The 17,116-nt window shown below is 68.7% G+C and carries 16 protein-coding genes; 1 reads left to right on the forward strand and 15 read right to left on the reverse strand.

Annotated features, from left to right (window positions below; all coding sequences use genetic code 11):
• Positions 1-6 precede the first annotated feature (6 nt).
• From BMZ38_RS05655 to BMZ38_RS05725, 15 genes are all read right to left on the reverse strand, one after another.
• Positions 7-342 (reverse strand): cytochrome C oxidase subunit IV family protein, encoded by a 336-nt coding sequence (locus BMZ38_RS05655; RefSeq protein WP_091335190.1) that lies wholly within the window; start codon positions 340-342, stop codon positions 7-9.
• Positions 339-986, reverse strand: a complete 648-nt coding sequence (locus BMZ38_RS05660; RefSeq protein WP_091335192.1) for a cytochrome c oxidase subunit 3 family protein — start codon at positions 984-986, stop codon at positions 339-341. Before BMZ38_RS05660 ends, BMZ38_RS05655 begins: the two co-directional genes overlap by 4 nt.
• Positions 983-2,584, reverse strand: a complete 1,602-nt coding sequence (gene ctaD, locus BMZ38_RS05665) for a cytochrome c oxidase subunit I (protein WP_091335194.1) — start codon at positions 2,582-2,584, stop codon at positions 983-985. The genes BMZ38_RS05660 and ctaD overlap by 4 nt, the downstream gene beginning before the upstream one ends.
• Positions 2,581-3,504, reverse strand: coding sequence for a cytochrome c oxidase subunit II (gene coxB, locus BMZ38_RS05670; RefSeq protein ID WP_091335196.1), 924 nt, complete (start codon positions 3,502-3,504; stop codon positions 2,581-2,583). Before coxB ends, ctaD begins: the two co-directional genes overlap by 4 nt.
• On the reverse strand, positions 3,501-4,310 hold the full coding sequence (locus BMZ38_RS05675) for an SCO family protein (RefSeq protein ID WP_091335198.1): 810 nt from the start codon (positions 4,308-4,310) through the stop codon (positions 3,501-3,503). Before BMZ38_RS05675 ends, coxB begins: the two co-directional genes overlap by 4 nt.
• A 56-nt stretch (positions 4,311-4,366) precedes the next feature.
• The gene (locus BMZ38_RS05680; RefSeq protein WP_091335200.1) at positions 4,367-4,729 is read right to left on the reverse strand and encodes a hypothetical protein; all 363 of its coding nucleotides are present in this window, start codon (positions 4,727-4,729) and stop codon (positions 4,367-4,369) included.
• A complete protein-coding gene (locus tag BMZ38_RS05685; RefSeq protein WP_091335202.1) occupies positions 4,726-5,808 on the reverse strand; it encodes a hypothetical protein in 1,083 nt (360 codons plus the stop codon). Before BMZ38_RS05685 ends, BMZ38_RS05680 begins: the two co-directional genes overlap by 4 nt.
• Complete coding sequence (locus BMZ38_RS05690) at positions 5,805-6,521, reverse strand: c-type cytochrome (protein ID WP_217638724.1); 717 nt, start codon at positions 6,519-6,521, stop codon at positions 5,805-5,807. The genes BMZ38_RS05685 and BMZ38_RS05690 overlap by 4 nt, the downstream gene beginning before the upstream one ends.
• Positions 6,518-7,054 carry a DUF3341 domain-containing protein gene (locus BMZ38_RS05695; protein ID WP_091335204.1) on the reverse strand — a complete coding sequence of 179 codons (537 nt, stop codon included), beginning with the start codon at positions 7,052-7,054 and terminating at the stop codon, positions 6,518-6,520. The genes BMZ38_RS05690 and BMZ38_RS05695 overlap by 4 nt, the downstream gene beginning before the upstream one ends.
• Positions 7,051-8,394 carry an NrfD/PsrC family molybdoenzyme membrane anchor subunit gene (gene nrfD, locus BMZ38_RS05700; RefSeq protein ID WP_091335207.1) on the reverse strand — a complete coding sequence of 448 codons (1,344 nt, stop codon included), beginning with the start codon at positions 8,392-8,394 and terminating at the stop codon, positions 7,051-7,053. Before nrfD ends, BMZ38_RS05695 begins: the two co-directional genes overlap by 4 nt.
• Positions 8,395-8,563: 169 nt before the next feature.
• The gene (locus BMZ38_RS05705) at positions 8,564-11,509 is read right to left on the reverse strand and encodes a TAT-variant-translocated molybdopterin oxidoreductase (protein WP_245747190.1); all 2,946 of its coding nucleotides are present in this window, start codon (positions 11,507-11,509) and stop codon (positions 8,564-8,566) included.
• A 25-nt stretch (positions 11,510-11,534) separates the two neighbouring features.
• On the reverse strand, positions 11,535-12,182 hold the full coding sequence (locus BMZ38_RS05710) for a cytochrome c3 family protein (RefSeq protein WP_091335211.1): 648 nt from the start codon (positions 12,180-12,182) through the stop codon (positions 11,535-11,537).
• 275 nt (positions 12,183-12,457) lie between these two features.
• Positions 12,458-13,741, reverse strand: coding sequence for a c-type cytochrome (locus tag BMZ38_RS05715; protein ID WP_091335214.1), 1,284 nt, complete (start codon positions 13,739-13,741; stop codon positions 12,458-12,460).
• Positions 13,738-15,498 (reverse strand): GMC family oxidoreductase, encoded by a 1,761-nt coding sequence (locus tag BMZ38_RS05720; protein WP_091335217.1) that lies wholly within the window; start codon positions 15,496-15,498, stop codon positions 13,738-13,740. Before BMZ38_RS05720 ends, BMZ38_RS05715 begins: the two co-directional genes overlap by 4 nt.
• Positions 15,498-16,220 carry a gluconate 2-dehydrogenase subunit 3 family protein gene (locus BMZ38_RS05725; RefSeq protein WP_245747191.1) on the reverse strand — a complete coding sequence of 241 codons (723 nt, stop codon included), beginning with the start codon at positions 16,218-16,220 and terminating at the stop codon, positions 15,498-15,500. The genes BMZ38_RS05720 and BMZ38_RS05725 overlap by 1 nt, the downstream gene beginning before the upstream one ends.
• A gap of 353 nt (positions 16,221-16,573) precedes the next feature.
• Here BMZ38_RS05725 and BMZ38_RS05730 point away from each other — a divergent pair, with 353 nt between their 5' ends.
• Positions 16,574-16,999 (forward strand): response regulator, encoded by a 426-nt coding sequence (locus tag BMZ38_RS05730; protein ID WP_091335220.1) that lies wholly within the window; start codon positions 16,574-16,576, stop codon positions 16,997-16,999.
• Positions 17,000-17,116 lie beyond the last annotated feature (117 nt).

Genomic DNA, 17,116 nt, shown 5'->3' on the forward strand with positions numbered 1-17,116 from the left:
CAGCGGCTACCAGGGTGGCAGCAACGACACCCGCGTCAGCGCATCGGCCAGCGACAGGGCGATCAGTACCGCCAGCCAGGCGAAGCCCGCGCTGGCCACGATGCGCAGCAGCGCATTGTCGGTTTTCAGGCGCATGAAGATGGTCAGCACCAGCAGCGCCTTGACGATCGCGATGCCGAGGTTGGCCACCTCGTTGAATGCACCGAGCTTGAGCAGCGCGCTGCCGGCGCTCAGCGCCAGCAGCGCCAGCAGCGCGGCCAGCGTCCACAGGTTGCTGCCCAGCGACGGCGGCCGCGGGCCGCTGCGGTGGGTGCGCTGGGGACGGGCGGCGCGGGCGTTCATCCGGCCCGCCCGACCAGGTAGATCAGCGGGTAGACGAAGATCCACACGATGTCGACCAGGTGCCAGTACAGCGCGGTGAGTTCCAGCGGCGTGTGGTAGTCGGCGTCGTATGCGCGGTGCCAGGTGCGCCAGGCCATCACCAGCAGCAGCACCACGCCGATGGTCACGTGCAGGCTGTGGAAGCCGGTGATGAAGTAGTACAGGCAGTAGAAGATCTCGATGCCGTGCGCGTACACGCCGTGCTGGGTGTAGTGGATGGCCGGGATCAGTCCTTCCTCGTACTCGGCGTAGTACTCGAAGCCGTGCATCACCAGGAAGCTGATGCCCAGCGCCGCGGTGAGCGCCAGCAGTGCCGTGGCCAGGCGGCGGCCGCCGAGTTGCACCTCGCGCACGGACAGCGCCACGGCACAGCTGCTGGTGAGCAGCACCGCGGTCTCGATCGTGCCCAGCAGCATGTCGGTGTGCCGGCTGGCGGCGGCGAACGCGTCCGGGAAGCGCACGCGGCACAGCGTGTAGCCGGCGAACAGCACGCCGAAGAACAGGATCTCGGTGGCCAGGAATGCCCACATGCCCAGCGTCGCGGCCTCGCGCTGCTGCACGGGGTCGTCGAACTGCTCGGGTACGGTATGGAGGCGGGCGTTCATCGGCGGTAGGCGTACGGGCCCTCGTGGACCACGGGGACCTGTTCGAAATTGTGTGGCGGCGGCGGCGAAGAGGTCTGCCATTCCAGCCCGGTGGCATCCCACGGGTTGGCGCCGGCGCGCGCGCCGTAGCGCAGCGACCAGGCCAGGTAGACCAGCGGCAGCACGTAGGCCACGCCCAGGATGGTCGCGCCCGCCGAGGACAGCACGTTCCACACCTGGAACTGCGGCAGGTATTCGTGATAGCGCCGCGGCATGCCCTCCCAGCCGAGGATGTACTGCGGGAAGAAGGTCAGGTTGAAGCCGAAGAACATCAGGATCGCGGCGAAGCGCGCCCAGGCCTCGGAGTACAACCGCCCGGTGATCTTCGGCCACCAGTAGTGGATGCCGCCCAGGTACGCCATCACGGCGCCGCCGACCATGATGTAGTGGAAGTGCGCCACCACGAAGTAGGTGTCGGTGAGGTTGACGTCCAGCGCGGTGGCGGCCAGGAACAGGCCGGTCAACCCGCCCAGCATGAACAGGCCGACGAAGCCCAGCGCGTACAGCATCGGCGCGTCGAAGGAGATGTCGCCCTTGTACAGCGTGGCGGTCCAGTTGAAGACCTTGATCGCCGAGGGCACGGCGATGATGAAGGAAAGGATCGAGAACACGATGCTCGCGTACATCGACTGCCCGGCCACGAACATGTGGTGGCCCCACACCAGGAAGCCGACCACCGCGATGCCGATGATCGCGTAGACCATGAACCTGTAGCCGAAGATGCGCCGGCGCGCGCCGTGGGTGATCAGCTCGCTGACCACGCCCATTGCCGGCAGGATCATGATGTACACGGCCGGGTGCGAGTAGAACCAGAAGAAGTGCTGGAACAGCACCGGGTCGCCGCCCAGCGCGGGATCGAAGATGCCCACGCCGAACAGCCGCTCCAGCCCGATCAGCGACAGCGTCATGGCCAGCACCGGCGTGGCCAGGATCATCACCAGCGCCACCGCGTACATCGACCACACGAACAGCGGCAGGCGCATCCAGGTCATGCCCGGCGCGCGCATGGTGTGCACCGTCACGATGAAGTTGAGCCCGGTGAAGATCGAGGAGAAGCCGACGATGAACACACCGACCACGGCCATCAGCACGTGCGAGTTGGAGAACATCGTCGAGAACGGCGTGTAGAACGTCCAGCCGGTATCCACGCCGCCCAGCAGCAGGCAGCCGAGGGTGAAGATGCCGCCCACGACGTACAGGTACCAGCTGAAGAGGTTCAGCCGGGGGAACGCCACGTCGCGCGCGCCGATCATCAACGGCAGCAGGAAGTTGCCGAGCGTGGCGGGGATCGAGGGGATCAGGAAGAACCACACCATCACCACGCCGTGGAAGGTGAACGCCTTGTTGTAGGTTTCCGCGCTCACCAGGTCGCCGGCGGGCGTGACCAGTTCCCAGCGGATCAGCGCCGCCGCCAGCCCGCCGAGGAAGAAGAAGAAGGTGATGCCGATGCCGTACAGCACCGCGATGCGCTTGTGGTCGTGCGTGGTCAGCCACGAGCGCAGGCCGTAGCCTTCCTCCAGGTAGCTGCGCGCCGGCGACGCGAGCTCAACGGTGCTCATTCGGGTTTCTCCGTCTGCGTGCCGCGGGTCTTCAGGTAGGCCACCAGGGCCAGCACGTCCTCCTCGCCGAGGCGACCCTCGAAGCTGGGCATGATCGGCGCGTAGCCGGCGGCGACCTGCTTCTTCGGCAGCAGGATCGAGTCGTGCAGGTAGCGCTCGTCGGCCAGCACCTGCGAGCCGTCGGACAGCGGCACGGTGCTGCCGTAGAGGTTCTCCAGGCTCGGTGCATGCACCCCCGATTGCGGGTCATGGCAGCCGCTGCAGCCCAGCCGCCGGAACAGCGCCGCGCCCTGCGCGGCCAGGCCGATGCCCGCGTGCGCCTGCAGCCAGCGCGCGTAGTCGGCGGGCGCCATCACCACCACCTCGCCGCGCATGCGCGAGTGGTCGGTGCCACAGAACTCGGCGCAGAACAGATGGTAGGTGCCCGCCTGGGTGGCGGTGAACCACAGTTCCGTGTAGCGGTCCGGCAGCACGTCCTGCTTCACGCGGAAGGCCGGCACGTAGAAGCTGTGGATCACGTCCTGCGAGGTCATCACCAGGCGGATCGGCTGGCCCACCGGCACGTGCAGCTGGTCGATCTCGCGCTGGCCGCCGGGATGCTGCACCTTCCACATCCACTGCTTGGCGACCACGTAGATGGGTTGGGCGTCCTTCGGCGGCGTACGCAGCCGAATCCACAGGTGCACGCTCCAGCCGAAGATGCCCATGAACAGCACGAAGGGTACGAGCGTCCAGGTCAGCTCCACGCCCAGGTGCGACCGCGCCGGCGTGCGCTCGGCCGAAGTGCCGCGTCGGTACTTCACGCAGAACACGATCATCACCGTGAACACGCCGACCACCACCAGCGTGCACAGCGCGAGCAGCGTGTCGAACAGGTGGTCGACGTTCGGGGCGAAGCTGGAAGCCTGCGGCAACGTCATGCGCGCGCCCTCCGCCTCAGCCACAGCAGCCAGAACGCCAGCGCCAGCACGAAGGCCACGCCGAGCACCTGCATGACGCGGCCGATCGCCAGGCTGTAGCGGCCGGTGGTCGGGTCGTAGCCACAGCACAGCAGCACCAGTCGATCGGCCAGGCTGCCCAGCCGGCCCTGCGAGGCGCCCACCAGCGCCAGCCGCAACGAGGACGGCGGCCAGGACACGCCGAAGAAATACTGCGCCACCTTGCCGCCGGGCGTGATCGCCACCAGCCCGGCGGCGTGCGCGTACTGGTGCAGGCGCTGGTCATAGAAGTAGCGGAAGCCGATGGCCCGGGCGAGCGCGGTGATCGAGGCCTGGTCGCCGGCAAGGAAATGCCAGCGTGGCACCTGCGCATCCGGATGCATGCGCGCGAGCATGGCCTGCGCGTGGCGCGCATCGGCGACGGTCTCGCCCGGATCGATGCTGACGAAGGCCACCTCGAAGTCGCGGCCGGGCTTGAGGTCCAGCCTGGCCAGCGTGTGCGCCATGGCATTCAACACCACACCGCACAGGTTCGGGCAGCGGTAGTAGCCGAGCGCGAGCAGCAGCGGCTTGCCGCCGGCGAGCGTGCGCAGCTCTACCGGGTGGCCGGCGGCGTCCTCGAAGCGCGCGTCCGCCGGGACTTGCGCCCCCAGGCGCTGGTCGAAGCCGACGCGCTGCGCGAGGTCGGCCGGGGGCGCCGGCGCCCGTGTGGCCCATGCAGCCGGCAATGACGCGGCGAGCAGCATCACGGCCTGCAGGAGCGCGCCCAGTGCGCGATCGCGACCCATGACCCGGCCACGGGGCCGCGCAGCAGGTGTGCTCCTGCCAAGGTGCAGCCGCCCCTTCATGGCGTGGGCTCCGTGGACGACGCGGGCGCCGGCGCGGTCTTTCCTGATGCCAGCAGTGCCATCGCCCGTCCGATCGGTATCCGGGCCACCGTATGCCCGTCGTCGAGCCACGCGTAGCCATGCAGGCGCGAGCGCTGCAGCGCCCGCTCGGCGGCGATGTCGGCTGCAGGATCGGGCTGCAGCCGCGGCTGCGGCGGGATCGGCCTGGCCGGCGCCGCTCCGGCGGTCAGCACCGGGCGCGCCCACATGTACACCAGCAGCACGATCGCCAGCAGGCTCAGCGCCAGGATCGCCGCCGCCCAGTGCAGCGCGCCGGCGGCCACCGCGTAGGATTCGTGCGAGTCCGGCTGGCGGCTCATGCCTGCACCTCCAGCGCCGCGCGTCGCTGTGCGCCGAAGCCCAGCCACCACAGTCCGCCGATACCGATCAAGGCCAGCGGATCGCTCCACGCCAGCGCGTGCTCGCGCAGGCCCGGCAGCACCAGCCACGCGACGTAGCCGATCTGCGCGAGGAACAGCCACAGCGCCAAGCCGGCGAGCCACGCCACGCGCTGCTTGGCCTGACGCGACAGCAGCACGGCGAACGGCAACGCCAGGTGGAACAGCAGCAGGAAGGCGCCCAGCCAGCGCCAGCCGGTCTTCACCCGCGGCAGGTACCAGACCGTTTCCGACGGCAGGTCGGCAATCCACACCGTCAGGTAGTCCATGAAGGCCAGGTAGCCCCAGGCCAGCACCAGCACCATCAGGATACTGCCCAGGTCATTCAGCCGTCTGGGCGTCCACCATCCCGAGGCTGGGTCGCGACCTGACACGCTGAGCCACACTGCCAGCGCGGCAGCGGACAGCAATTGCGCGGTGCCGAGCAGGATGCCGAACACCGTCGAGTGCCAACGCGGCACCAGCGATACCACCCAGTCGATCGCCGCCACCGATACGGTCAACGCGTAGAGGACCAGTCCGGCGGCGGCGAATCGCCCGGCGGCGGGCGTGGCCAGCCGGCGGCGCATGCCGCGGGCCAGCCACAGCCACAGTCCGAACACGATCACCGCACGCACGACGAAGAACGGCGCGTTCAGCCACCAGCGCTGCGCATCCAGGCCCGGATCGGCCGCTGCCTGCGCACCGGCCCACGGAAAGAGCACCGCCACGCCGACGAGCACCGGCAGCAGCAACAGCGCCATCAGCAGCAGCCGCCGACTGGCGGCGAACAGCGCGGGACGCATTGCCAGGCCCCAATCGCCGCCGGTCAGCGCATGGATCATCAGCAGGCCCACGCTGCCCAGCGCCGGCGCCAGCCAGAACAGCCAGGCGAACAGGTACGACAGCAATACCTCGCGCGGCGCGTGCAGGCCCAGCAGCAGGCAGGCGATCAGCGCCAGCAGGCCGATCGCCGCAGCGATGCCTTCGTTGCGCGACACGCGCGGCCACCGGCGGCTCATCGATGCACCTCCGGCCGTGCCGACAGGGCGTCCGACAGCCGCGCCAGGTCCTGCGGCGTCAGCCGGCCGCGCGGCGCGTGCTGGCTGAGCTGCAGGGCACGGATATAGGCGACGATGGCCCAGCGGTCGTGCGGATCGATACGGTCGGCGTACGGGTACATCACGCCGTAGCCGTTGCTGATCACCTGGTAGAAGTGGCTGTCCGGCGCGTTGCGCAGGCGATCGGTGTGGTAGCTCGGCGGTGCCGGAAAACCGCGGCGCGCAATCATGCCGTCGCCATCGCCGCTGCGCCCGTGGCAGGGCGCGCAGTAGATGTCGAAGCGTTGCTGCCCGCGCTGCAACAGCGCCAGCGTGACCGGCAGCGGATTGGCGTAGCGGCGCTCGCCGGCCTCGCCCTGGGCCAGACTGCGGCCTTGCCCATCCAGCGGCAGGGCCGGACCGGGTTCGGGTGGCAGCGTGATGTGCCCGCGCCGGCCGCTGGCGGTGTCCGCGGCGGCGCCCTGCGCCATCGGCACGCTGCCCGGCGGCGGCGTGCGGGCGCTGGTGCCGTCGGCGAACAGCGGGCTGGGTTCCAGCGGCTTGTACTTGGGCTGGGCGTACATGTCGTGCATCGCCTGCTCGCAACCGGTGAGCGCGAACAGGGCGGCCACCAGCACGATCAGGCGTGAACGCTTTTCCTGCAGGCAGAACGCGAGCACGTGTCGGCGCTTCATGGCCCCACCTCGTCGATCGCCAGCGGCGCCAGCCGTGCGAGGTCGGCGTGCGACTGATGCACGTCGAAGCGGGGATCGTCCGCACGCAACCACACGAAGAAACCGTCGCGGCTGGCCGCGTCGAAGCGCGGCACGCCGAACAGCGGGTGGTTGAGCCGCGGCAGACCGTTGGCGAACAGCATGCCGGCGATGCCGAACAGCGCAGCGAACAGGATGGTCATCTCCAGCGCCGCCGGGACGAAGGCCGGCCAGCTGGCATCGGGCCGGCCGCCGACGTCGATCGGATAGTCGACCACCGAGGCGTACCACTCCAGCCACAGGGTACCGAAGCCACCGAACAGGCCGCCCAGCAGCACCAGCAGCGGGATACGGTTGCGCACCGGGCCAAGCGCCTCGGCCAGGCCTTCGACCGGGTAGGGTGCGTAGGCCTCCAGCTGCGTGTAGCCCAGAGCCCGCAGTTCGCGCACGGCCAGCAGCAGCGCATTGGCATCGTCGAAGCGTGCCAGCCAGCCCTGTTCACGCGGTGCGCTCATGCAGCCTCCCGGTCCAGCCGCGCGCGCAGCTTGCGCAGCTCGAACATCGGCAGCAGCGGCAGCAGCCGTACGAACAACAGGAACAGCAGGAAGAACAGCCCGATCGAGCCGGCCAGGAAGGCGATATCCCAGAAGGTGGGATAGAACATGCCCCAGCTGGAGGGCAGGAAGTCGTGGTACAGGCTGCTCACGATCAACAGGAATCGCTCGAACCACATGCCGGCGAGCACGAGCAGCGCGATCACGAACAGCGCCGCGTGGCTGTGCCGCACGCGCTCGAACCAGATCGCCTGGATCGCCACCACGTTGCAGCCGATGATCGTCCAGTACACCCAGGCGTAGGCGCCGGTCAGCTCCTGCATGGCGTGCGCGATCTCGTAGCGGTCGCCGCTGTAGAACGCGTTGAACAGCTCCGAGGCGTAGCTGTAGTCGACGAACAGGCCGGCCGCCAGCATCAGCTTGGCCAGGTTGGCAATGTGCCGGTCGGTGATGAAGTCGCCCAGGCCGAAGAAGCGACGCAGCGGGATGCCCAGCACCAGCACCATGCCGAAACCGGAGAACAGCGCGCCGGCGACGAAGAACGGAGGGAAGATGGTCGAATGCCAGCCGGGCAGCAGGCCCTCGGAGAAATCCAGCGCCACCATCGAGTGCACCGAGAACACCAGCGGCACCGCCATCGCCGCCAGCAGCAGGTTGAGCGTCTCGAAGCGCTGCCAGTGCCGCGCCTCGCCGCGCCAGCCGATCGCGAGCAGACCGTAGAAGACCTGCTTGCCGCGCGTGCGTGCGCGGTCGCGCAGCGAGGCGAGGTCCGGGATCAGGCCGATGTAGAAGTACAGCACCGACACGATCAGGTAGGCGACGATTGCCGAGAAATCCCAGAACAGCGAGCTGCGCCATTGCGGCCATACGCCCATGCGGTCCGGGTAGGGCGCCAGCCAGTAGAAGAACCACGGCCGCCCCAGGTGGAGGATCGGGAAAATGCCCGACACCGACACGGCGAACACGGTCATTGCCTCGGCGTAGCGGTTGAGTGCGTTGCGCCAGCCCTGCCGCGCCAGGTACAGGCCGCCGGAGATGAAGGTGCCGGCCATGCCGATGGCGATCCACCACACGTAGTCGGCGATGGCGAAGGACCATGCCACCGGGATGTCCAGGCCCCAGATGCCCACGCCCCTGGCGAGCAGCCACACGATGCCGGCGCCGAGCCAGGCGGTGAGCACGAACGACAGTGCGAAGGCGCACATCCACAGGCGGCCGGTCGGGCGCTCCAGCGTGATGTCGCTGACCCGGTCGGTGATCGAGGCGTTGGTCTCGCGCAGGGAGATCGGCGGCGCGCTCATGCGAAAGGCCCCCCGCCTGCTGCCGACCAGCCGGTGCGAAGCCTCGCCTGATGGGTGCTGTATGCGGCCCGCCGGCTGGGGCCGGGTGCCGGGCGATGAAACCACGCACTGGCTGATGCGGCTGCCTCTCCCCTTGCGGGCATTGCGCAAGTGCGGGGCATGCGGACGCTCATGCGTCGTCCTCCAGCGCCGGATGCGGGTTGCGGATGGCGGCCAGATAAGTCGTGTGCGGACGGGTGTTGAGTTCCTCCAGCAGTGCGTAGTTGCGCGGCGAGGCCTTCTGCCGGCTCACCGCGCTGGCCGGGTCCTGCTGGTCACCGAAGACGATCGCCTGCGTGGGACACACCGCCTGGCAGGCGGTCAGCACTTCGCCGTCGGCGATGCGCCGGCCTTCCCTGTCGGCGGCGACGTGCGCCGTCTCGATGCGCTGGATGCAGTAGGTGCATTTCTCCATGACACCGCGATTGCGCACGGAGACGTCCGGGTTGCGCTGCGCCTTCAGCGTTTCGGTGTGCAGGTCGCTGTACTGCAGGAAGTTGAAGCGGCGCACCTTGTACGGGCAGTTGTTGGAGCAGAAGCGGGTACCCACGCAGCGGTTGTAGACCTGCACGTTGAGGCCTTCCGAATCGTGCACGGTGGCGCCGACCGGGCAGACCACCTCGCACGGCGCATGCTCGCAGTGCATGCAAGGCACCGGCTGGTGGTGGATGCGCGGGGCGCGCGCGTCGCCCTCGTAATAGCGGTCGATGCGGATCCAGTGCATTTCACGCCCGCGCTCGACCTCCTCGGCGCCCACCACGGGAATGTTGTTCTCCGCCTGGCAGGCGATCGTGCAGGCGCCGCAACCGATGCAGGCGTTGAGGTCCACGCTCATGCCCCAGGCGTACTCGCCGTGCGGGCGATCGGGGTAGAGGCTGGGCGGCACCGATGCGTGTGCCTGCGCAACGGCAGGATCGGTGCGGAATGCGTCGAGCGTGGCGTTGCGCACCGGGGCGCGGCCTTCCATCGTGTGGTGCCGTTGGGTGGTGGCGAGCGCGTAATGCGCGCCGGTGCGATTGATGCGCAGGCCATCGGTGCGCCACGGCGCGTCCGTGCTGCGCAGGGCGTAGGCGTCGAAGCCGAGCTGTTCGCCCAGGCGTCCGGCGTGGCGACGGCCGTAGCCCAGCAGCACGGTGATGCTGCGCGCGGCCTGCCCCGGCATGATCCACGCCGGCGCCTGCGTGTGGCGGCCATCGATGCGCAGCTCGATGGCGTCGCCGTTCTTGATGTCATGCGCCAGCGCGAGCTCCGGACTGACCAGCGCGACGTTGCTCCAGGTGAGCGTAGTCAACGGCTTGGGGCATTCCTGCAGCCAGCCGTTGTTGGCGTAGCGCCCGTCCCACACGGTCGGGTCGGGTGCGAACAGCAGCTCCAGGCCGGGCTGGTCGGCGGGCGCGGGAATCCGTGCAAGGAAGCCATGGTCCACCTGCACCGCCTGCGCCGGCGGCGCGCTGCGCGCGATCACGCCTTGCTGCAGGCTGGCGGTCCAGAACGCTTCCGGGTCGGTGCCGGCCTGGGCGCGCCAGGTCGCCTGCACGCGCGCACGCGGGCTCTGCCCGTCGCCCAGGAACATGGCCAGCAGTTCGTGTGCGCTGCGGGCGTCGTACAGCGGCGCGATCACCGGCTGGACCGCACTGGCGGTGCCATCGGCGGCACGCAGGTCGGACCAGCTCTCCAGCGGATGCGCGCACGGCAGGTGCCATTGGCAGGCGACGGCCGTTTCGTCGCGGTAGAGGCCCAGATGGATGCGGTTGCGCACCTTGGCCAGATGCGTCGCAAAGTGCGCATCGACCGGCGTGGCATAGGCCGGGTTGCCGTCGAGGATCAGCAGGGTATCGACCCGGCCGTCGGCCATCGCCTCGGTGAGCTCGTGCAGGCTTGTCGCGGAGGAGGTCCAGGGCTCGACCGGCGCGTAGTACTCGACGGTGCGGCCGACATTGCCGAGCGCCTCGTTCAGCAGGTGCGCGAGCGCGTGCACCCAGGGCGGCTGCGTGCGCCCGGCCAGCACCAGCGAGCCGCCATGGCGGCTGTCCAGGTCCTGCGCCAGCGCGCGCAGGCGACGCTGCGGGATGCCGCTGGACTGCCCGGCACGCACACCGGGCAGGCCCAGCAGCTCGCCCAGCTCCAGTGCGAACGTACCGACCTGCGCACTGGCCAGCGGCCAGCGATGGTCGGCCTTGGCGCCGGTGAGCGTGGGCGAGGCCTCGACCACGTAGAGGCGGTTGAAATGGTCCGATGCCGGATCACGACCGGTGATGAAATCGCGGCCGTGGCGCAGGCTGCCTGGCATCGAGGCGAGAAAGTCGGCTTCCAGCGACACGATCACCTGCGCGCGATCGAGGTGGTGGCGCGCGCACAACGGCTTGCCGAAGGCCAGCTGCGCGCCGGCCAGCGCGTTGTCCTCGTCGATCGCTTCGTATGCGTGCCATTGCGCGCCCGGGAAGCGCGCCAGCCACGCGTCGCGTTGCGCGGCCAGCGTGGGCGAGTCGAGGCGGCCGCTGAGCACGTGCAGGCCGCGACCGTCGCGGGCGAAGCGCGCGGCGAGCCCGCGCACCTCGTCGCCAAAGGCATCCCAGCTGGAAGCGACGCCCTCGTGCACCGGGCCTTGCGAACGGTCCGGATCCCACAGCTCCAGTACCGCCGCCTGCATGGCCGGCGTGGTGGCGCCCAGGCTCATCGGGTGCGCGGGGTTGCCCTCGATCTTGGTCGGCCGGCCCTGATGGGTTTCCACCAGCACGCCGGCGACGTCGCCGGCGCAGGCCAGCGTGCTGGCGTAGAAGCGCGGCAGGGCCGGCGGCAGCTGGTCGGGGCGGCGTACCCACGGCACGATCTGTTCCTGCGGCGGGCGGCTGCAGGCGCCCAGGCCGGCCAGCGCGAGCGAGGCGCCGAGCAGCTTGAGGAAGCCGCGGCGGTCGAGCTTCGGTTCGAGACGCGAGAGTTGCGGGAAGGCCTCCTGCAGGCGGCTGCGCCAGGCAGGTTGCTCGATCAGTTCCTCCAGCGCGCGCCAGTAACGCGGGCCGCGGGCATCGGCAAGCTGCCCGCGCAAGGCGTCCATGGCGGAGCGGGGCCCGGTCACGCTGCGTCTCCTGCGGGCCGGCGGCTCAGCGGTGGCATACCGAGCAGTCCGTCAGCCGACGCGTGTCGATGTGGTAGCGCTTGAGCAGCGCCAGGCCGAGCGTGTCCTGGTCCTTTGCCTTCCAGCCCATGGCGAATTCCTGCGCGCGCGGGCGCAGGTATTTCTGCGGTGCGCGGTGGCAGTCCAGGCACCACTGCATCGACAAGGGTTGCGTGCGCATGGTCAGCGGCATGCGGTCGACGCGGCCGTGGCAGCTCTCGCAGCCGACGCCCTTGGCGACGTGGATGGAGTGGTTGAAGTAGACGAAGTCGGGCAGCTGGTGCACGCGCTGCCAGTGCAGCGCGACGCCGCGTTGCCAGCTGTCGACCACCGGCTTGAGCACCGCCTGGTCGGTGTAGAGCTGCGAGTGGCAGGTCATGCAGGTGGAGATCGGCGGCATACCGGCGAAGGAAGAGGTCTCCACCGTGTCGTGGCAATAGCGGCAGTCGATGCCGTCATCGCCGACGTGGTGCTTGTGGCTGAAGGGAACGGGTTGCTCCACGGCCTCGCCGATGCGGTGCGGTTCGTTGGTAAGCCCGCGCCAGGCCAGCACCGCAGCGCTGACCAGCACCAGCAAGGCGATCAGGGTGAGCTTGGCGAACAGGCCGAAGCGTGGATGGAAGATCTGGGTCATCGACCTCTCGTTGTGGTCCCTTCAAGCGAGCGTTCGCCGGCTACCATCGCAGGTCGCGTGTGAAGTGCGCGCGGCCGCGCTCTTCTCCAATAACGGCGGCGCGAAGCGCCAACCTTCGCCTCCTCTCCCCCGGCTCCTATCAGGGATGGGAGAGGATTGAGGTGAGGGGTCAATCTTGCGAAAGACCCCTCAGTACGCGCTCTCACCGGGAGCTTCCCCGCGAGCACCGACCCCTCACCCCAGCCCTCTCCCCGGAGGGCAGAGGGAGCAACGAGCTAGCCACCCGGCGACTGGCGCAGCGACTTGCGCAGGTCTTCCACGTGCCCGGCATCCACTGCCTCGCCCCGGTTGCCCCAGGCGTTGCGGATGTAGGTGGTGAGATCGGCGATCTGCGCGTCGTCCAGGTGGTCGGCAAAGCCCTGCATCGCCAGCCCGGTCGGTTCAGCGGCGGTCCTGGGGATGCGCGAGCCGTTGAGGATCACGTTGATCAGCGTGTCGGCACTCTTGGCCTGCACGGCCGAGCTCTGGCGCAGCGGGGGGAAGGCGCCAGGCTCGCCCTGGCCCTGCTTCAGGTGGCAGCCCTCGCAGTTGTCCACGTACAGCGCTGCGCCACGGTCGAGGGTGTCCTTGTCCACGCTGGCCACCGCCGAGTCCTTCCGCGCCGGCAGGCTCTTGAGGTAAACCGCGATGGCCTGCAGGTCAGGCTTGCTGAGGTATTGGGTGGAGTCTTCCACCACCTCGGCCATCGGTCCGGCGGCCGACGTGCGGCCGTTCCGGCCGGTGCCCAGGTACTGCACGATGTCCTGCTCGGGCCAGCTGCCGAGGCCGTCACGGGTGCCGCCGGCAAGGCTCGGTGCAAACGCGTTCTCGGCGAAGCCGCCGGTGAGCGGGTCGTCCTTGTCGGTGGCGCCGGCAAAGTTCTTGTCGCTATGGCAGGCACCGCAATGGCCGAGACCCTTTACCAGGTAGGCGCCGCGGTTCCACTGCGGCGAGCGCTTCGGGTCGGGCTGGAAGGTGCCCGCGTCGAAGTACATGCCGTTCCACACCGCCATGACGCCACGCTGGTCGAGCGGCCACGGCAGCTCGTCGGGGCGGTGGGCCTGGCGCACCGGTGTGAGCGTGTCGAGATAGGCCTTGATCGCCAGCACGTCATCGCGGCTCAGGCGCGTGTACCAGGGGTAGGGGAAAGCCGGATACAGGTGGTCGCCCTCGCGGTCGATGCCTTCGTGCATCGCGCGGTAGAAGTCCTCGTCGGTCCAGCGCCCGATGCCGGTGTCCGGGTCCGGGGTGATGTTGCTCGAGTAGATGGTGCCGAACGGCGTCGGGATGGCGCGGTCGCCGGCAAACGGTGCGCCGCCTTCGGCGGTGTGGCAGGCCGCACAATCGCCCGCACGCACCAGGTAGCGGCCACGCGAGATCTGGCCCCAGGGGCCCGGACTCATGCGCTCGCCGAGTTTGACGGTCGATGGTGCCGCTTCATCGCGGTCGTGGCTGCAGGCCGCGCACACTGCCAGCAGCGCCAGCAGGCAACCGAAGCCGAACAGTCTTGCGGCGCTCATGTCGTCACCAGCGGGCCAGGGTTCTTCAGATAGCGCTTCATCGCCGCGGCCGACCAGTAGGTCAGCGCGCCGACCGTGCCGGTCGGGTTGTAGCCGGCGTTCTGCGGGAACACGCTCGAGCCCATCACCCATAGATTGGGCACGTCCCAGCTCTGCAGGTAGCGGTTGACCACCGAGGTCTTCGGATCGTTGCCCATGACCGCGCCGCCGGTGTTGTGCGTGGTCTGGTAGGGGACGATCGAGTAGGGTCCTCCGCGCTTTTTTTCGTGCACGGTGGCGCCCGGAATCGCGCGGCCGATCTGCGCGGCCTTGTCGGTGAGGAAGCCGGACATCTTCAGCTCGTTGGGCTGGAAGTCGAAGGTCAGCCGCAGCAGCGGGTTGCCGTAGGCGTCGCGCCAGGTCGGATCGAGATCGAGGTAGCTGGAGCGGTAGCTCATCACGCTGCCGTGGGTGGCGATAGAGCAGGCGGTGAGGTAGTTCTCGTGCATCGCCTTCTTCCAGCCGGCGCCCCACTTGGGCGCCTTCTCCGGCAGGTAGTGCTGCAGGATCGGCCGGCCGCCGGTGTTCCACAGTGCGATGTAGCCGCCGCCGACGAAACCTTGCGGGCCGTGGTCGAAATTGTCGCCGTTGAATTCGTCGACCGCCTGGCCCAGCGCACCGGCTCCCATGAACGGGTTCAACCGCTCCTTCTGGAACACGTCGACCGAGGAGGTGATCTGGTAGGCGTAGTTGCGCCCGACCACGCCGGTGTTGGACACCGGGTCGTAGGGCTGGCCGATCTTCGAGACCAGCAGCAGGTGCACGTTGTGGTGGGCAAACGCGCACAGCACCACCATCTGCGCCGGCTGCTCCCATTCGTTGCCGTCGACGTCGACGTAGGTGACGCCGGTGGCGCGCTTGCCGGTGTTGTCGGTGTTGACGCGGGTGACCGCGCAATGGGTCTTGAAGCGGAAATTGTCCTTCTTCAGCAGCACCGGGAGGATGGTCGTCTGCGGGCTGGCCTTGGAGTAGTTGCCGCAACCGAACCACTCGCAGTAGCCGCAGTAGGTGCACTGGCCCATCTGCACGCCCAGCGGGTTGCGATAGGGACGCGATGCGTTGGCCGCCGGGCACGGGAAGGGCTTGAAGCCGACCTCGCGCGCGGCCTTGTCGAACAGCACGGTGGACGCACAACGCTCCAAGGGCGGCAATGGATAGCCGCGCGCCCGCGCACCCTCGAACGGATTGCCGCCGGCGACCAGCTGCCCGCCGACGTTGCCCGCCTGGCCGGAGACGCCGCAGAGGTACTCGAAGCGGTCGTAGTGCGGCTCCAGCTCCTCGTAGGTGACACCCCAATCCTGCAGGTTCATGTCGGCAGGGATGAAACCCTTGCCGTATCGCTGCTCGGTATGCGTGCGGATGACGAAATCCTGCGGCAGGAAGCGCCAGCACTGCCCGTTCCAGTGAACGCCGGCGCCGCCGACGCCGGCGGCCGGCAGGAACGAGCCCAGATGGCGCATCGGCAGCGCGGTCTGGCTGGTGTTGTTGCGGAAGGTCATCGTTTCGCGCTCGGGCGACTCGAAGATCTGCTTGCGCACCGCGTAGCGCAGCTCGTCCTGGATGTGGTCGGTAGCGAAGTCGGGCACGGTGTCGCGCCAGGCGCCGCGCTCGAGCGCGAGCACCTGCACGCCGGCGTCGGTCAGTTCCTGCGCGATGATCGAGGCGGTCCAGCCGAAGCCGACCAGCACTACGTCCACCGGCGGCAGCCGCCGGGCCATCAGGCGGCACCGCCGGCATGCGTCAGCGCCTCGCCCGGCACGCGGCCGATCAGGCTGACGTACGGCTGTCCGTAGGGTTTGCCGTACTCGCCGATCTCGCGCACGTAGTTGTAGCGGGGGCCGGGGAAGCCGATCAGCTTCCAGCCGGCGAAGTCACGGTTGCCGCCGTAGGCCGGATCGGCCAGGAAGCCTTCTTGGGTGTTCTGCCAGAGCAGGTTGAAGAAGGTCTTCGAAGGCAGGTCGCCGAGATCCACCTTGCCGCCTTCGAGCGCGTGCAGCACTTCGTCCTGCTGGTCGGTCTTGAGTCCGGCGAAGGACTGCTGGTATTTGGCGCGGCAGTGCTTGTCTATGCCGGCGATCGCCTGGCGGTAGATCTGTGCGGGCGTGTAGCGCAGCTGGTAGCCCTGGCTGTCGGTGCCGCTGGGCCAGGGTCCCTGCATGTACCAGCGCTCGGCCCGGCCATACGGACCGGCCAGTTGCAGGTCGATGAAGGCGGGCACGCCGGCCTTGTCGGCCCCCGGCCCGAGCGCGTCCTCGGGAATCAGGCGCGCGGTCGCTGCACGGATGAAGTCCATCTCCCCGGATTCGAAGTAGGCCGTCGACCGCACACCGCGCGCGGCGCTGCCCGTGTCGTGACCGCCGCAGGCACATAGCAGCATGCTGGCGGGGACGGCTACCCCGACCAATCTGAGGAAATCCCGGCGTGCCGGATCGTGGTTCACGTCTGCCGCTCCCTTCCCGCTGGAAAAAACAAGCCTAGGCAGGCGACGGTGAAAACGCGGAGTCATCAAGGTGAAGGCAAAGTGGTTATCGGCGCAAATTTTTGCGTGTCCGCTCAATAGTTTGCGATCGATCGACGTATCAAGGAGTCCGTTGACCCTGCGCTCATGGGTTCTTAAGGCGCCCGATCGCAGCCTCGAACGCGTGGCTTGCCCGCCGGCGTGAATATTTGTGAACCGCAAGCGGAAGATCGCATGCTTAATGCTTGACGCAGCAACGCTTTGGCCTGCACGCTTCCGTCACTTCCGTATGGCCAACATTCACGGTTCTGGCCGCGCAAGCGCTTGGAGGGGTCATGGCGAAGGACAACCTTGTGTTGCTGGTGGAGGACGATGCGGACACGCGCGAAGTCATGGCGCTGCTGCTCGATGCTGCCGGCTACCAGGTACTGTCCGCGCGCGACGCCAAGGCCGGCATCCGGCTCATGGACGAACAGCCGGAGATCGACGTGATCGTCACCGACGTCAACATCGGTGGCGGGCAGGACGGCATCAGCATGGCCGAGGAACTTCGCCGGCGCGGCTCCAATGCCGCCGTGGTGGTGATCTCCGGCGACCCGGAGGCCTCCAGCGACCGCCTTGGCCCGACCGCGACCTTCCTGCCCAAGCCGTACGATCGCAAGGCTCTGCTGGCCGCCATCGCCGATGCACGCGCCAGGAATGCCCGGGCCTGCACCGTCGCCGACGAGGGCAAGCCGCCCTATTCCGGTTTATCCCACTAGCCACATGAGGTAGGTTCGGTTGACGCCGGCCAAGCGGAACGCGGTCGCGTCGCGACTGCACCCCTCTGCCCGGGGAACGATATGCCGATGACACCGTCATGGACGGCCGTGGCGCGG

It is taken from the genome of Frateuria terrea (assembly GCF_900115705.1).
In the GTDB taxonomy this organism is placed as follows: domain Bacteria; phylum Pseudomonadota; class Gammaproteobacteria; order Xanthomonadales; family Rhodanobacteraceae; genus Frateuria_A; species Frateuria_A terrea.

Coding starts and splice junctions, on each gene's coding strand:
- BMZ38_RS05655 (WP_091335190.1), bottom strand. CDS start 342: ATGAACGCCCGCGCCGCCCGTCCCCAGCGCACCCACCGCAGCGGCCCG.
- BMZ38_RS05660 (WP_091335192.1), bottom strand. CDS start 986: ATGAACGCCCGCCTCCATACCGTACCCGAGCAGTTCGACGACCCCGTG.
- ctaD (WP_091335194.1), bottom strand. CDS start 2,584: ATGAGCACCGTTGAGCTCGCGTCGCCGGCGCGCAGCTACCTGGAGGAA.
- coxB (WP_091335196.1), bottom strand. CDS start 3,504: ATGACGTTGCCGCAGGCTTCCAGCTTCGCCCCGAACGTCGACCACCTG.
- BMZ38_RS05675 (WP_091335198.1), bottom strand. CDS start 4,310: ATGGGTCGCGATCGCGCACTGGGCGCGCTCCTGCAGGCCGTGATGCTG.
- BMZ38_RS05680 (WP_091335200.1), bottom strand. CDS start 4,729: ATGAGCCGCCAGCCGGACTCGCACGAATCCTACGCGGTGGCCGCCGGC.
- BMZ38_RS05685 (WP_091335202.1), bottom strand. CDS start 5,808: ATGAGCCGCCGGTGGCCGCGCGTGTCGCGCAACGAAGGCATCGCTGCG.
- BMZ38_RS05690 (WP_217638724.1), bottom strand. CDS start 6,521: ATGAAGCGCCGACACGTGCTCGCGTTCTGCCTGCAGGAAAAGCGTTCA.
- BMZ38_RS05695 (WP_091335204.1), bottom strand. CDS start 7,054: ATGAGCGCACCGCGTGAACAGGGCTGGCTGGCACGCTTCGACGATGCC.
- nrfD (WP_091335207.1), bottom strand. CDS start 8,394: ATGAGCGCGCCGCCGATCTCCCTGCGCGAGACCAACGCCTCGATCACC.
- BMZ38_RS05710 (WP_091335211.1), bottom strand. CDS start 12,182: ATGACCCAGATCTTCCATCCACGCTTCGGCCTGTTCGCCAAGCTCACC.
- BMZ38_RS05715 (WP_091335214.1), bottom strand. CDS start 13,741: ATGAGCGCCGCAAGACTGTTCGGCTTCGGTTGCCTGCTGGCGCTGCTG.
- BMZ38_RS05720 (WP_091335217.1), bottom strand. CDS start 15,498: ATGGCCCGGCGGCTGCCGCCGGTGGACGTAGTGCTGGTCGGCTTCGGC.
- BMZ38_RS05730 (WP_091335220.1), top strand. CDS start 16,574: ATGGCGAAGGACAACCTTGTGTTGCTGGTGGAGGACGATGCGGACACG.